This is a genomic window from Streptomyces sp. NPDC059850 (genome assembly GCF_042731515.1).
GTDB lineage: Bacteria > Actinomycetota > Actinomycetes > Streptomycetales > Streptomycetaceae > Streptomyces.
On record NZ_JBHWJI010000086.1, the window covers coordinates 14674 to 30050 of the forward strand.

Here is a 15377-nt window from a genome sequence, read left to right on the forward strand (position 1 = left end):
CTACCGCCAGGTACAAGGCCGTTTCCCGGGCTTCGGCGAGCTGTTGCATGGGCATCGCCCGTGCGGGGATACAGTCCTGCCAGGGACCGGGCCGGGGCCATGGGAGGGGCTGGTGTGTTCGAGATCGTGACGGTGAGTGCGCTCACCGCGTTCCTCGCGGCGGTGGGCAACGGCGCCGCCGGAGAGGTCGGCAAGCAGGTGCTCGTATCGACGGGCGCGCTGGTGCGGCGGACCCTGGGGCGGGAGGCGCCGCTGCCGAGCACCCCGGAGGGGTGGGAGCTGCTGGCGCGTCAGATGCAGCCGAGGCTGGCCGAGGATCCACGGTATGGCGACGAGTTCGCCCGGCTCGTACGGAGCCTGCCGGAGGTGGCCGCCCTGCGGCCGGGCGTGGGACTGCCGCCCGCCACGCGGGACTTCACCGACCGTCAGGCCGTCCTGAAGCAGCTGAGGCGCGAGGCGACCCGCGCCGCCGCCGGGCGGCCCCGGGTCGCGCTGCTGTACGGGCCGCCCGGCATCGGCACCAGCGCGGTGGCGCTGCACTGGGGCGCCGACCGGATCGCGCGGTACCCCGACGGGCAGTTCTACGTCGACGCCCGCGACACCGCCGCCGACAACGGACTGGAACCCGCCGCCGTCCTGGAGCGCCTGCTGCGCCAGATGGGCCTCGAGCCCGGTCTCATGCCGCCCACGGAGGTGGGGCGCGAAGAGACGTACCGGCGGCTGACGGCTGGCCGCCGGGCGCTGGTGGTCATCGACCACGCCTCCTCCGTCGCCCAGGTGCGCGGCCTCATCCCGGCCACCCCGGAGGTGTTCCTGCTGGTGGTCGCGTCCGGCCCGGCGTTCCTGCTGGAGGCCGAGCGGATCGCCGTACCTCCGCTCAAGGACCGGGACGCGGTGGAACTGCTGCGCAAGGTGGCGGGGCCGGAGCCGGTCGCGCGGGCCAAGCCGCACATGCCCGCCCTGCTCGACGGCTGCGCGGGCAACGCCTTCGCGCTGAAAGCCGCGGCGGTGCGCCTGCTCACCGGCGAACAGCCCCTCGCCGACGTGACGGACCCGCATCCGGTGCGCGGCATGGCCCAGGACGCCTGCCGCCGCCTCCGCCCGGAGGCGGCCCGGCTGTGCCGGTTGACCGCGCTGGGCGGCTGGCCCGCGTTCGACGCCCGGCTGGCCGGGGAGGCCGCGGGCGTCGCCCGGGAGGACGCCGCCCGGATGCTCACCGAGGCGGCGGATGTGCAGTTGCTGGAGCCGGTCGGGGACGGCCGCTACCGCTTCCGGCCCGAGGTGCGCCGTTATCTGGCCGACGCCGCGGGACCGGAGCACGGGATCGCGGAGTGCGCTGCGGCCGTGTCCCGGGTGCTCGACGGGCTGCTGCACCAGGCCCTGCACGCCGCGCGCGCTGCCCTGTCGCAGAGCTGGCGGACCGAGTGCGTACTGGACGGGGCGAGCCCGTACGCGAACGAGTCCGAGGGCATGACGGCGCTGCTCGCCGAGGCGGGCAACCTGGTCCGGGCGGTCTCCGTGGCCGAGGAGTACGGGCACATCGACACGGCGCTGTGGCTGGCCCGCGCGCTGTGGCCCCTGCAGCTGAAGGCTGGGTACTGGGACGACACGCTGCCCGCCCTCCGCATCGCGGCCCGCTGCGCCGACGAGCACCACCCCGGCACCCGCCTCGCGGGTGCCCTGCACTTCCAGCTCGGCCACTGCCTGGGCGAGCTGCGGCAGTGGGAGCAGGCCGAGGGCGCGGTGCGCGCTGCCGTCTCCTGCGAGCGGGCGGCGGGGCATGTCCGGGGCGAGGCCTCGTCTGTGGAGATGCTGGGGTTGCTGTGCCTGTACCAGTGGCGGTGGGACGAGGCGTACGAGCGGTTCGGCGAGGCGGAGCGGGTCTATGGGCGGATCGGTCCCGGCGAGGAGGGCGCCCGGGATCTCCCGCGCGCCCTTGCCCTGATCCAACGCCATCAGGGGCGTGCCTTGCGCGGTGCCGGGGAGCTGACGGAGTCCGTCAACCGGCTGGAAGTCGCGCGGGACTTCTTCGCGGAGCAGGGCGAGGCCTACAACTTGGCCCGTACGCTTACCGACCTCGCCGAGACCCTGCATGACGCCGGGGACGACGCCGCCGCCCTGACGAAGATCACCGAGGCGGAGCGGCTTCTCGCCCCGGAGCGGGCTGCTCCGCATCTGGCTTACCTTGCCGGTTTGCGGGAGCGCTGCGGGGCGTAACGGCTGGGCCCGGCGGCCGTCTGACGGTGGGTGGGGGGGGTACTCCCCTGACCCGCCCCTTCCCGAAACCGGGGGTACCCCGGGCCCCGGGCCTGGTTGGGGTTTCGCGGCCGGGTGCGGGCCGGTGGGTGGGTTGTGCCCACCCGTCCCTCCCCCAGCTACCGCTGGGAGGTGCCCCCCAGCGGGACGATTGCCCACAACGTGGGAATCGAACCGGGGGCCGCTGCCGCATGGCGGCGGGGGCGTTCCCACGTCCGTCCGGCGCCCGACCACTGGGCGAACGGGGGGCCGGGCTGGGGCCGGGACCACCGGCGGGAGGGGCGGGGGCGCATCCCACCCCCGGCCGGTCGCCCGCCACCGGGCGAACCTGGGCTGGGCCGGGGGTCTGGGCCATCGGCGGGAGGGGGTGGGGTCGGAGGGGTGGGGGCCTGGACGACGACGTGTATTTGTGGCGCCGTGGACTTCCGGCCCACCCCACGTTCCACAGCAGCGGCGCCGTAAATATACGAGTCCAGGACCCTGCCCCGGAGGCCCCGCACCCGGCACCCACCACCCCTCACGCCCGTGCCACCCGCACCTCGTGTACTCCGCCCGCCACCCGCACCCGCAGGGTCACCGGCAGTGGCCCGTCACCGGCCGCCAGCCACGCGTGCAGCGACGACGCGTAGGCCGCCGGGTCGGTCTCCGTGCCCGCGAGGTGGAGCACGCCTAGGTCCCGGGTGCGGACCGTGCACGTGTCCGGGCCGCTCACGTACGCCGCCACCGCGCAGTGCGGGTACCGGCGCAGCACCTCCGCCGTCCAGCCCTCCGCGCCGCCCACGCGCGGATCGTCCGGTGGGCCCTCGCGCACGATCACGTCGGCCCGCACGAGATCACCAGGGTCGCGGGTGTCCTCGTGGACGGCCAGGTGGGCGTCGCCCACAGCGTCGTACGGGTGGCCCGTGGTGCGTTCGAGCCAGACGTCGGCGCCGCTCACACGCGTACGGACGTTCAGGGGTGCCGTACGACGCGGCGGGACGTACGGGGGCAGGGGGAGGGGTTCCAGGAGGGCGGGGGACGGAGGCTCGGGGAGGTCCATCAGGGCGTAGAAGTGGCGCCGCAGCAACGCCGCCGACGCGCCCGGGGCGGATGTGGTGAAGGAGGCGGGGCCTGGGGCCGGACGGTGGCGCGCCAACAGGCCCTCCACTTGGGACCGCAGCGGGGCGTGCGGATCCAGGCGTGGGGCGTTCCGGACGAACGTTGCCAGCGGCGCCTCCGGATCCAGGCGGTCCTGCTCGGCGGAGGCCAGCAGGACCGGGGTGCCCAGCGCAGCGGCGTAGTACGAGACCGCCCCGAAGTCCCCCACCACCGCATCGGCGGCCAGCAGCGCCTGCCGCCACGCGTGCGCGGGGTCGACCAGGGTGAGCCCGCTGCGCAGGGCGCGGTCCAGCCAGACGCGGAGCTGGCCGGGCCCGTGGCCGTACCAGATGTTGGGGTGCAGCACGGCCGCCAGCCGGTAGTCGTCGGCGGGCAGTTCGGCGGCGAGCCGGGGGAGCAGTCCGGGCAGGACGTCCTGGTCGCCGCCGTTGCCGAAGAACCCCTCCGGGTTCCAGGTGGAGTTCAGGACGACGAGGCGCTGACCCCGGCGTACGCCCAGGGCGCGCCGGAACCGCTCCCGATACGGCACGGCGGCCAGCATGCGGTCGAAGCAGGGGTCCCCGGCCAGTACGGACGCGGCCTCGGCCTCGGGGCAGACCCGCCGCAGCCGCTCCAGCTGCTCGGGGTGGGACAGGACGAGCCCGTCCACGAACGGTCGCCCGTCCTCCAGCAGCCACTCCGGTGAGAGGCCGAAGGTCGGCTGGCCACTCTCGTCCCCGGGCGCGGAAAGCCGCTTCGTGTAGCCGACGCCGTGCGACAAGACGGTCAGCTTGCCGTGCAGAGCGCTGAGCTGGCCGCCGAAGCTGGCGGAGACGGCCAGATCCACCGGTGTCGCCAGCGCCTGCGCCCACGGCAGCACCGGCAGGCCCAAGTCCGCGAACAGCTCCCGCACTCCGCCCTGGAAGGCGGACGACTCCGTCGAGGTGACCAGGAGCTGCACCCGGAAGTCGTCGTGGAACAGCGGCAGTACGTCCAGCAGCCGCCCGGCCGAGGTGACGTTGTGCACGACGAGCAGGACGCGGCGGCTGGCCGCGCGGCTGGTCCAGCGCTCCGCGTCCTCCCCGACCGGGACCCGTAGGGCCGGGGGATCAGCCGACGTCACCGGTCACCCCCTCCGCGTCAGCACTCGATGACGTTGACCGCGAGCCCGCCCCGCGCCGTCTCCTTGTACTTGACCTTCATGTCGGCGCCGGTGTCCTTCATGGTCTTGATGACCTTGTCGAGGGAGACATGGTGGCGGCCGTCGCCGCGCAGCGCCATCCGCGCGGCGGTGACGGCCTTCACCGCCGCCATGCCGTTGCGCTCGATGCAGGGGATCTGGACGAGGCCGCCGATGGGGTCGCAGGTCAGCCCGAGGTTGTGTTCCATGCCGATCTCGGCGGCGTTCTCGACCTGCTCGGGGCTGCCGCCCAGCACCTCGGCGAGGCCACCGGCGGCCATGGAGCAGGCGGAGCCGACCTCGCCCTGGCAGCCGACCTCGGCCCCAGAAATCGACGCGTTCTCCTTGAAGAGCATGCCGATGGCACCGGCCGCGAGGAGGAAGCGGATGATGCCTTCCTCGTCGGCGCCCGGCACGAAGCGGGTGTAGTAGTGGAGGACGGCCGGGATGATCCCGGCGGCGCCGTTCGTCGGGGCGGTGACGACCCGACCCCCGGCCGCGTTCTCCTCGTTGACCGCCATGGCGTACAGCGTGGTCCACTCCATCGCGCGGGCGGCCGCGTCGCCCTCGGAGCGCAGGGCGCGGGCGGCGTTGGCGGCGCGGCGGCGGACCTTGAGGCCGCCGGGCAGGATGCCCTCCTGGCCCAGGCCACGGGCGACGCAGCCCTCCATGACCTGCCAGATCTCCAGCAGGCCCGCGCGGATCTCGTCCTCCGTGCGCCAGGCCTTCTCGTTCTCCAGCATCAGGGCGGCGATGGACAGGCCGGACTCGCGGGAGAGCCGCAGGAGTTCGTCGCCGGTGCGGAAGGAGTACTTGAGGACGGTGTCGTCCAGCTTGATGCGGTCCTCGCCGACCGCGTCCTCGTCGACGACGAAGCCGCCGCCGACCGAGTAGTAGGTCTTCTCCAGCAGCGGGTGGCCGGTCTCGTCGTACGCGAAGAGGGTCATGCCGTTGGCGTGGTACGGCAGGGAGCGGCGGCGGTGCAGGATCAGCTCGTCCGACTCGTCGAAGTCGATCTCGTGGCCGTGGCCGCCCTCCATCTCGGCGGCGAGCAGCCGCAGCCGCTTGGTGGTGCGGATGCGCTCCACCTCGCCGTCGGCGGACTCGACGTCGACGGAGCGCGGCGAGTGGCCTTCCAGGCCGAGCAGGACGGCCTTGGGGGTGCCGTGGCCGTGGCCGGTGGCGCCGAGGGAGCCGAAGAGTTCGGCGCGTACGGAGGCGGTGGGGGCGAGCAGGCCCTCGTTCTTCAACCGGAGGACGAACATCCGTGCCGCCCGCATCGGGCCGACCGTGTGCGAGCTGGACGGGCCGATGCCGATCGAGAAGAGATCGAATACCGAGATGGCCACCGGGGGACTCCTTCGTCTGCACGTGGGGGGCGCGTGCGGGGTGGTGCGGTGCGGCGGCGCGCCGGGGTGGGCGCACCTCCAGGGGCGCGCGGGGTGGGTGCGCCCCCTGGGCGGCGCGCGGGGTGAGCGCGCCGCCCAGGATCCGGCCGGGACCGGCCGGGGGGTCCGGGCTCCAGGAGGCCTGGAGGCCGGGACCGGCGGTTACTTCGAGAGGTGCGGGTACAGCGGGTGCTTGTCGGCGAGGGCGGTGACCCGCGCGCCCAGCGCCTTGGCGTCGTACGACGGCTTGAGCGCCTCGGCGATGATGTCCGCGACCTCGCGGAAGTCCTCGGCGGTGAAGCCGCGGGTGGCCAGCGCCGGGGTGCCGATGCGCAGACCCGAGGTGACCATCGGGGGCCGCGGGTCGTTCGGGATGGCGTTGCGGTTGACCGTGATGCCGACCTCGTGGAGCCGGTCCTCGGCCTGCTTGCCGTCCAGCTCGGAGTTGCGCAGGTCGACCAGGACGAGGTGCACGTCGGTGCCGCCGGAGAGGACGGAGACGCCCACCTCGCCGACGTCGGCCTGGGTCAGCCGGTCGGCGAGGATCCGGGCACCCTCGACCGTGCGCTCCTGGCGCTCCTTGAAGGAGGAACCGGCCGCGACCTTGAAGGACACCGCCTTGGCCGCGATGACGTGCTCCAGCGGGCCGCCCTGCTGACCCGGGAAGACCGCGGAGTTGATCTTCTTGGCCAGCTCGGCGGTGGAGAGGATCACGCCACCGCGCGGACCGCCCAGGGTCTTGTGGGTGGTGGTGGTCACGACGTGGGCGTGCGGCACGGGGGAGGGGTGGAGCCCGGCCGCGACGAGGCCCGCGAAGTGGGCCATGTCGACCATCAGGTACGCGCCGACCTCGTCCGCGATCCGGCGGAACGCGGCGAAGTCCAGCTGGCGCGGGTACGCCGACCAGCCCGCGATGACCAGCTTGGGACGGTGCTCCTTGGCGAGCCGCTCGACCTCGTCCATGTCGACCAGACCGGTCTCGGCGTCCACGTGGTAGGGCACCACGTTGTAGAGCTTGCCGGAGAAGTTGATCTTCATGCCGTGGGTGAGGTGCCCACCATGCGCCAGGTTCAGCCCCAGGATGGTGTCGCCGGGCTGGAGCAGCGCGAACATCGCGGCCGCGTTCGCCTGGGCACCGGAGTGCGGCTGGACGTTGGCGGCCTCGGCGCCGAAAAGCTCCTTGACGCGGTCGATGGCGATCTGCTCGACCACGTCGACGTGCTCACAGCCGCCGTAGTAGCGGCGGCCGGGGTAGCCCTCGGCGTACTTGTTGGTCAGGACCGAGCCCTGGGCCTCCATGACGGCGGCCGGAGCGAAGTTCTCCGAGGCGATCATTTCGAGGGTGGACTGCTGGCGGTGGAGTTCGGCGTCGACAGCAGCGGCGACGTCCGGGTCGAGCTCGTGCAGGGAGCTGTTGAGAAGCGACATCTGGGTCCCGATCGAAGAAGAGGGTCAGTTTCCGGAGAAGGCGGCGTATTCCTCGGCGGAGAGCAGGCCGTCCGGCTCGTCCGTCACCTTCACCTTGAACAGCCAGCCGCCCTCGAAGGGGGCGGAATTCACCAGCGCCGGGTCGTTCACCACGTCCTCGTTGATCTCGGTGACCTCACCGGAGACCGGCGCGTACAGGTCGCTGACCGACTTCGTGGATTCCAGCTCACCGCAGGTTTCACCGGCGGCGACGGTGGAGCCGACATCCGGGAGCTGGACGTACACGACATCGCCGAGCGCGTTGGCCGCGTGTTCGGTGATGCCGATCGTCGACACGCCGTCCTGGTCGGCGGCCGACAGCCACTCGTGCTCCTTGCTGTAGCGCAGCTGCTGGGGGTTGCTCATGGTCCGATTCTCCTGGATAGGGGGGAGTGCTTGGGAAACGGGTCTTAAGCGGTGGGACGGATCAGTAGTGAGAGGCGGCGCGCGGGAGGTTTCAGCGCTCGCGGCGGTAGAAGGGGAGCGCGACGACCTCGTACGGCTCCCGGGTACCGCGGATGTCCACCGTCACGCCCGGGCTGCCGGGCGCGGCGTGCTCCGCGTCGACGTACGCCATGGCGACCGGCTTCCCCAGCGTCGGGGACGGGGCGCCCGAGGTGACCCGGCCGATCTCGGTGCCACCCGGGCCCAGCACGGCGTATCCGGCGCGCGGCACCCGGCGGCCCTCGGCGACCAGGCCGACCAGGGTGCGCGGCGGCCGGGCCTCGGCCTCGCGCGCGGCGGCCTCCAGCGGCCCGCGGCCGACGAAGTCACCGGCCTTCTGGAACTTCACGACCCGGCCGAGCCCCGCGTCGAACGGGGTCGTGTCGGTGGTCAGCTCGTTCCCGTACAGCGGCATCCCGGCCTCCAGGCGCAGCGTGTCCCGGCAGGACAGCCCGCACGCCACCAGGCCCACCGGGGCGCCCGCCTCGGTCAGCGCCTGCCAGACCCGCTCGGCGTCGTCCGGCGCGACGAACAGCTCGAAGCCGTCCTCCCCGGTGTAGCCGGTGCGGGCGATCAGGGCGGACACACCCGCGACGGTGCCCGGCAGCCCGGCGTAGTACTTCAGCCCGTCCAGGTCGGCGTCGGTCAGCCCCTTGAGGATCCCGGGGGACTGCGGCCCCTGGACGGCGATCAGCGCGTACGCGTCGCGGTCGTCCCGTACGGCGGCGTCGAAGCCGGTGGCGCGCTCGGTCAGCGCGTCCAGCACCACCTGGGCGTTCGAGGCGTTGGCCACGACCAGGAACTCCTGCTCGGCGAGCCGGTAGACGATCAGGTCGTCGAGGATGCCGCCCTCGCTGTCGCAGATCATGGTGTAGCGGGCGCGGCCCACGGCGACCGCCGAGAGCTGGCCGACCAGGGCGTAGTCGAGGGCGTCCGCGGCCTGCGGCCCGGTGAGAGCGATCTCACCCATGTGGGAGAGGTCGAAGAGCCCGGCGCGGGTGCGCACCGCGGTGTGCTCGTCGCGCTCGCTCGCGTACCGCAGCGGCATGTCCCAGCCCGCGAAGTCGGTCATGGTGGCGCCGAGCGCACGGTGGACCGCGTCCAGCGCGGTGCGGCGGGGCGTGGGCGGGGCGTCGGTCATGGTTCAGCTCCCAGGGGCATGATCGCGGCGATCACAGCGATGTCGGCGATGACGGGACGGGCGGGCCGGAGGGGACGACAAGGACGGCACACGCGTCCTCCCCATCTGTCATCGGAACCTGAGAGGTTCGCCGTGACCTTCCCGCGCGGCGGGCTGGTCCGGCTTGCACCTTGGGTGGGGCCACCTGAAGTGGCCCGCTTTTCAGATCTGCCTCATCCGTGCGGTATCGGGGCCTGAGAGATTCAAGGGAGGACTTGCTCCTTCGGCGCCTCGGACGGAGACCCGGCGGATTCGCCGGTGCCCGAGAACTCTCCCGCGCGGATTCAAGCGGCCGGTATGCAGTTGGAGCGGACATCATCGCACGTCCGCTCCAGAACGGAACCCCCGATCTGTGAGCGGCATCGCGCACGGGCCTCCTTGATGGGCATTACCTTTTCTTGACACTCTCGGGGTACGGAGCCGCTTGACCGACCTTGGAGGACGATCACGGTGCACGGGCAGGGAACATACGCGACAACCCGAGGAACCCTGCCCGCGCGGCAGGAGCGGACGCCGTCAGACGGCGCGCCGGACGGCACGTCCGGCGGCCCGGTCAGACCGGGCCGCCGCGCCCCCGTGCACGACCTGCGCGGCGGAGTGGGGGCCGAGCTGCACTACCCGGCGCGCGACCTGATCATCGCCTCCGGACTGCCCGGCAGCGGCAAGTCGACCCTGATCAACCGGGTGGTCCCCGACCACGACCCGAGCGGGACGGCCGTGGCGCGGGTGGACTCGCAGCGCACCCGGGAGGCCTGGGAAAGACGCATGCCCGGCTGGCTGCCGTACGCCGTCTACCGGCCGCTGGTCCGCTGCGCCCACTACGCGGGGCTGCGCCGGGCGCTCGGCTCGGGCGCGAGCGTCGTCGTCCACGACTGCGGCTCGCAGCCCTGGGTGCGCCGCTGGCTGGCCCGGGACGCCCGGCGCACCGGCCGTGGCCTGCATCTGGTGCTGCTGGACGTGGACCCCGCGGTCGCCCTGGAGGGCCAGGCCGCGCGCGGCCGGGGAGTCTCCGGCTTCGCCTTCGGGCGGCACCTGCGGGCGATGGGGCGGCTGGTGGCGCGGGTGGAGGGCGGACAGCCGCCCGAGGGCTGCGCTTCCGCCGTGCTGCTCGACCGGGCAACCGCGAGCATGCTGCGGGGCATCTCCTTCGAGTGACCGCCCCACTGTGTGCGGAACCGCCGTGTGCGGAACCGCCGTGTGAGGAAGTGCTGTGGAGATGCCCGGGCGGCCCATGGCCTTCCGCCGCACAGCCGTTAGGGTGCTGGTGCAGGTCGGACGAGATGGCGGTTGGGACGAAGATGAGTATTCCGGAGCACCAGGGCATAACCCCCGCTCACGGAGGATTTCCCGACGGCGCTTATCCCGCGTTCCCCGCCAATGAGCTGGAAGAGGTGCTCGCCGCCTCGATCGGGGTTCCGGGAGCCGGGGCGCGGATCGTCGAGACGCTCGCCCGCGCCCATGTCTGGATCCCGCTGCCGAACGGCGGCGGCCCCGACAGCCGCACCCTCGATCTGCCCACCGTGGAGATCGAGGGCCAGGCGTACGTGCCGGTCTTCAGCTCCGAGCAGCAGTTCCTGCAGATCGTCGGCGGCCATATGTCGTTCACGGTCGCCCCGGCCGTCGAGTTCGCCCGCGGGCTGCCGCCGCAGCTCGGCATCGCTGTGAACGCGGACGGGCCGGTCGGCGTCCCGCTGCCGCCGGCCGCGGTCGAGGAGCTGTGCAAGGCCGGGCGCAGCGAGCTGGACGGCCCGGCGCGCGGCGGCAGGGTGCGGCTGTTCGAGCCCGACTGGCAGCAGGAGCCGGTCGACTTCCTGGCCGCCGCCGGGATCGAGTTCGGGGCGGAGTCCGGGGTACGCACCGCGCGGCGCGCGCTGGCCAGCGTCGAGGGTGATCAGCCTGCGCTGTTCGTCGGGGTGCAGCTGGACGCGCCGGGCCCGGAGGGGCAGGCCCTCGCGGTGGAGGCGCTCGGCCGGGCGCTCGGCGCGGTGCCGGTCCCGTGGACCGTTCAGCTCGTCGCGCTGGACGTCGCGCAGGGTGACCCGGTGGCCACTTGGATGCTGGAGCGCGTACGGCCGTTCTACGACCGTGACCTGTGACGCACCCCGGGGACGGCCACCGGGGCCCGTAAGCTGGTTGGATGACCAGACGGGGCGGCGCGCGTCCCGGTGAGTGCGGGCAAGGCCGAGAGAGGGGCGGACCCAGGTGAGCGCGGGCGCGGATTGGGGGGCGGCTGCCGGTCAGGTCGAGCGGATGCTGCAGCAGGTAGCTCCCGGCCGGTACGACGCCTACGAGGCGCTGCTGCACGCCCTCGCCGAGGGCCAGGTCTGGATGCTGCTGTGGAACGGCGCTCCCGGCGCTCCCGACGCCCAGTACGGGAACATGGACATGGAAGGCCACGGCTACGCGCCGTGTGTGACCTCCGCCCAGGAACTCGCCGCCAGTGGCTGGAATCGCGCGCATGAGGTGGTGGACGCGCGGCGGATCGCCGACTCGCTCTACCGCGACCACTACGGCCTGTGGCTCAACCCGCACGCCCACGGCGGCGGCGTCGGCATCCCCTGGCTCGATCTGCGGCGCATCGCGGGCGGTCTTGACCGGCTGCCCGCCGGTCCGCTGCGGCTGACCGAACCGGCCATCGAGATCCCCCAGTTCTACGCCCTGCTGGGGCAGAACGCGCACCGCACCGCCGCGGTGCGCTCGCTGCGCCGCGCCTGGGTGCAGCCCGCGCTGGGCGCCCCGTATCTGGCCATCGGGCTGGATCTGTACGACAACAGCCAGCAGGCCGTGGAATCGGTGCGGCTGATGATGCAGCAGTCGGTCGGCGTGGTGCCCGAGGGGCTGCCGGTCTCGACGGTCGAGCTGTCGGACGTGCACGACCCGGTGGCGATGTGGATGCGGGCCCACGCCCGCCCGTTCTTCGACCGTGACGCCCACGCCGCCGCGCCGCCCCCGGCCGCGCCGCCCCCGTCGTACGGGTACGGCTACCCGCCGCCGCGCCACGCGTACTGAGCCCATGGCGCGCCATGCGTACTGACACCGTGGCCTGAATCCGCCTCCCATACCGCCCCACCTGCGAACTGCCCGCGGTGGGGCGGTTGTTACTGATGCGTTCTCGTGTCACAACTGTCCGTATACCGGAACCGCTTACCGCACATCACGGTTAGGCATCCATTGCCCGTGGGTACTGGCGGGTGATCACAAACGCGATGAAGACTCCCGCTCCAAGGGGAGCGGTTCCGCATAACGACCCCTTTCGATCACCTTGTGAACTTAAGCCGCCACAGCGGCGAGCCGTGGACCGGTCACCGCCGGTCGAGAGGGGTCCCCACCACGATGACGGCACCATTGCACGGCACGAGCGCCGACGCAGAGCCGGTCGCGACTGCCGATGTAGCGGCGGATGTGGTCAAGGCGTCGGTCGAGGGAAGATCGCTGCGACAGATCGCCTGGAGACGCCTCAAACGCGACAAGTTGGCGCTTGCTGGCGGGGTCGTGGTCGTCTTTCTCGTGCTAGTGGCGATCTTCGCGCCGCTGATCGTGAGCCTGCTGGGCCACCCGCCCAACGAGTTCCACCAGGAGGAGATCGACCCGCTCTTCGGCACCCCCAAGGGCAGCCTGGGCGGCATCAGTTCGGACTTCCTCTTCGGCGTCGAGCCCTCGAACGGCCGTGACGTGTTCAGCCGGGTCGTCTACGGCGCCCGGATCTCGCTGCTGGTGGCCTTCCTCGCCGCCCTGGTCGCCGTCGTCCTCGGGACCGTTTTCGGCATCATCGCCGGATATTTCGGTGGCTGGGTGGACTCGGCGATCAGCCGGGTGATGGACATGCTGCTGGCCTTCCCGCAGCTGCTGTTCATCATCTCCCTGGTCTCGGTGCTCCCGAACGACCTGCTGGGCCTGACCGGCAGCGGGGTGCGCATCGCGGTACTGGTCTCGGTCATCGGCTTCTTCGGCTGGCCGTACGTCGGCCGCATCGTGCGTGGCCAGACGCTGTCGCTGCGCGAGAAGGAGTACGTGGAGGCCGCGCGCAGCCTCGGCGCCGGCCGCCGCTACATCCTCTTCCGGGAACTGCTGCCCAACCTGGTGGCGCCGATCACCGTCTACGCGACGCTGATGATCCCCACCAACATCCTCACCGAGGCGGCCCTCAGCTTCCTGGGGGCGGGCGTGAAACCGCCGACCGCGTCCTGGGGGCAGATGCTCTCCAAGGCGGTGGGCACCTACGAGGACGATCCCATGTTCATGATCATCCCGGGTGCGGCGATCTTCATCACCGTGCTGGCCTTCAACCTGTTCGGCGACGGCGTCCGCGACGCCCTCGACCCCAAGGGCACCCGATGAGGCGCCCCGGCCGCGCAGCTCAGGCGGCACCCCGAAGCTTTACCCGCGCCATGCCACGTACCGCTATCCCGGAGGTTGCAGGACCCATGAAATCCCTACGTTCGTCGAGAAGCAGCCGGATCGTCGGCGCGACGGCTGTCGTCTGCGCCCTGCTCGCCACCGTCGCCGGGTGCGGTGGCGGCAGCGACGACGAGAAAGGCTCGGGTGCCGGATTCAACGCGGGGATGAAGGGCGTCGCCAACGAGTCCACCAAGAAGGGCGGCACGCTGAAGTTCGTCAACAAGCAGAACTTCGACTCGCTCGACCCGCAGCGCCAGTACTACGGCTTCGCCTGGGACTTCGCCCGGTTCTACTCGCGTCAACTCATCACCTACGCGCCCAAGCCGGGCAACGCCTCCAACGAGCTGGTCCCCGACCTGGCCACCTCCACCGGCAAGATCACCGACGGCGGCAAGACGTACACGTACACCCTCCGCGACGGGATCACCTGGGAGGACGGCTCGGCCATCACCTCCAAGGACATCAAGTACGGCATCGAGCGCATCTGGGCCAAGGACGTCGTCTCCGGCGGCCCCGGCTATCTGCGCCAGGTCCTCGACCCCAAGGGCGAGTACAAGGGCCCGTACAAGGACAAGTCCAAGGACAAGCTCGGGCTGAAGACGATCGAGACGCCGGACGACAAGACCATCGTCTTCCGCCTCGACCAGCCCAACGGTGACTTCGAGCAGATGCTCGCGATGCCCACCGGCTCCCCGGTCAAGCAGGAGAAGGACACCGGCGCGCAGTACACCAACCGGCCGTTCTCCTCCGGCCCGTACAAGCTCAAGTCGTACACCCCGGGCAAGAGCCTGGCCCTGGTGCGCAACGACAAGTGGAAGAAGTCGTCCGACCCGATCCGCGCGGCCCTGCCGGACCAGGTCACGGTCACCTTCAACTCCAACCTGGAGGCGATCGACAAGCTGCTCATCAAGGGCGACTACGACGTCTTCCTCAGCGCCACCGGCATGAGCCAGTCCGGCCGCGCCGCCGCGCTCAAGGAGCACAAGGGCAACGTCGACAACATCGAGACGAGCTTCGTCCGGTACGTCGACCTCGTCACCAAGGTGAAGCCGTTCGACAACATCCACTGCCGCAAGGCGGTCTTCTACGCGACCGACTACACCCAGCTGCAGACCACCCGCGGCGGCCCGCAGGCCGGTGGTGACATCGCGCCCAACATGCTCCCCAAGAGCGTCAAGGGCTCGGACGACTACGACCCGTACGGCGTCCTGAAGCGCAAGGGCAAGGCGGACCTGGCCAAGGCCAAGTCCGAGCTGAAGGAGTGCGGCAAGCCGAACGGCTTCTCCGCCAAGATCGTCTCCCGGGTCGACCAGCCCAACGAGACGGCCGCCGCCGAGGCGCTCCAGGAGTCGCTGAACAAGGTCGGCATCAAGCTCGACATCAACGAGATCGAGGGCGCCTCGTCCGCCAGCATCACCGGCTCCCCGTCCGTGATGCACAAGCGCGGCTACGGCATGAGCATGACCGGCTGGGGCCCCGACTTCCCGACCGGCCAGGGCTTCTCCCGCCCGCTGTACGACGGCCGCTTCATCGAGCAGACCGGTAACTACAACGTCTCCGAGACCAACGACGAGGCGATCAACAAGGACTTCGACGACGCGCTCAAGGAGACCGACCCCGCCAAGGCCGGTGAGCTGTACGCGGACATGAACCACAAGGTCGCCGACCTGGCCGTGTCGATGCCGTTCCTGTACGAGAAGAACATCACCTGGCGCAGCTCGCGGCTGACCAACGCCTACTCGGCGGCGGCCTACAACGGCCGGTACGACTACGTGTCCCTCGGGGTCGTCAAGTGACGGTCGGCCACCAGCCACCCCACCCCCACCGTCGCTTCATCCGATAGGCCCGAAGGGCAGGTGATGGCCACGCGTGGCGGGGGCGGGGCCCCCGGGCACCCGGGGTGGCGCCCCCCCCCCCGGGCCCGCCCCCGGGGGGGTTTTGTTATCCGGCGCGTGTTAGCCCGCCGGCTTGTTCTTGGTGGGGTGAC

General features: G+C 71.7%; 11 protein-coding genes and 1 riboswitch. Of the genes, 6 read left to right on the forward strand and 5 right to left on the reverse strand.

Annotated elements, in window-relative coordinates; translation table 11 throughout:
• Nucleotides 1–114 precede the first annotated feature (114 nt).
• On the forward strand, nt 115–2217 hold the full coding sequence (locus tag ACFV9T_RS40025; protein ID WP_385448060.1) for an ATP-binding protein: 2103 nt from the start codon (nt 115–117) through the stop codon (nt 2215–2217).
• Between the two features lie 556 nt (nt 2218–2773).
• Here ACFV9T_RS40025 and ACFV9T_RS40030 read toward each other — a convergent pair.
• The 5 genes from ACFV9T_RS40030 to gcvT form a co-directional block, all read right to left on the reverse strand.
• Nucleotides 2774–4456, reverse strand: a complete 1683-nt coding sequence (locus tag ACFV9T_RS40030; RefSeq protein WP_385448062.1) for a hypothetical protein — start codon at nt 4454–4456, stop codon at nt 2774–2776.
• A 17-nt stretch (nt 4457–4473) separates the two neighbouring features.
• Nucleotides 4474–5862 (reverse strand): L-serine ammonia-lyase, encoded by a 1389-nt coding sequence (locus tag ACFV9T_RS40035; protein ID WP_385448064.1) that lies wholly within the window; start codon nt 5860–5862, stop codon nt 4474–4476.
• Nucleotides 5863–6063: 201 nt separating this feature from the next.
• Nucleotides 6064–7329, reverse strand: a complete 1266-nt coding sequence (gene glyA / locus ACFV9T_RS40040) for a serine hydroxymethyltransferase (RefSeq protein ID WP_385448066.1) — start codon at nt 7327–7329, stop codon at nt 6064–6066.
• 24 nt (nt 7330–7353) lie between these two features.
• Nucleotides 7354–7734 carry a glycine cleavage system protein GcvH gene (gene gcvH, locus ACFV9T_RS40045; protein WP_385448068.1) on the reverse strand — a complete coding sequence of 127 codons (381 nt, stop codon included), beginning with the start codon at nt 7732–7734 and terminating at the stop codon, nt 7354–7356.
• Between the two features lie 91 nt (nt 7735–7825).
• The gene (gcvT, locus tag ACFV9T_RS40050; RefSeq protein WP_385448071.1) at nt 7826–8953 is read right to left on the reverse strand and encodes a glycine cleavage system aminomethyltransferase GcvT; all 1128 of its coding nucleotides are present in this window, start codon (nt 8951–8953) and stop codon (nt 7826–7828) included.
• A gap of 211 nt (nt 8954–9164) precedes the next feature.
• Nucleotides 9165–9279, reverse strand: a riboswitch (glycine riboswitch).
• A gap of 163 nt (nt 9280–9442) precedes the next feature.
• Between gcvT and ACFV9T_RS40055 the strand changes: the two genes are divergently transcribed.
• From ACFV9T_RS40055 to ACFV9T_RS40075, 5 genes are all read left to right on the forward strand, one after another.
• Nucleotides 9443–10147, forward strand: a complete 705-nt coding sequence (locus ACFV9T_RS40055) for an AAA family ATPase (protein ID WP_385448073.1) — start codon at nt 9443–9445, stop codon at nt 10145–10147.
• Between the two features lie 143 nt (nt 10148–10290).
• A complete protein-coding gene (locus tag ACFV9T_RS40060; RefSeq protein WP_385448075.1) occupies nt 10291–11088 on the forward strand; it encodes an enhanced serine sensitivity protein SseB in 798 nt (265 codons plus the stop codon).
• Nucleotides 11089–11242: 154 nt separating this feature from the next.
• Complete coding sequence (locus ACFV9T_RS40065; protein ID WP_385448077.1) at nt 11243–12001, forward strand: enhanced serine sensitivity protein SseB C-terminal domain-containing protein; 759 nt, start codon at nt 11243–11245, stop codon at nt 11999–12001.
• 324 nt (nt 12002–12325) lie between these two features.
• Entirely contained in the window at nt 12326–13330 is a 1005-nt protein-coding gene (locus ACFV9T_RS40070; protein WP_385448079.1) for an ABC transporter permease, read from the forward strand.
• A gap of 86 nt (nt 13331–13416) precedes the next feature.
• Nucleotides 13417–15186: an ABC transporter substrate-binding protein gene (locus ACFV9T_RS40075; RefSeq protein ID WP_385448082.1), complete on the forward strand. Its 1770-nt coding sequence runs from the start codon at nt 13417–13419 to the stop codon at nt 15184–15186.
• Nucleotides 15187–15377 lie beyond the last annotated feature (191 nt).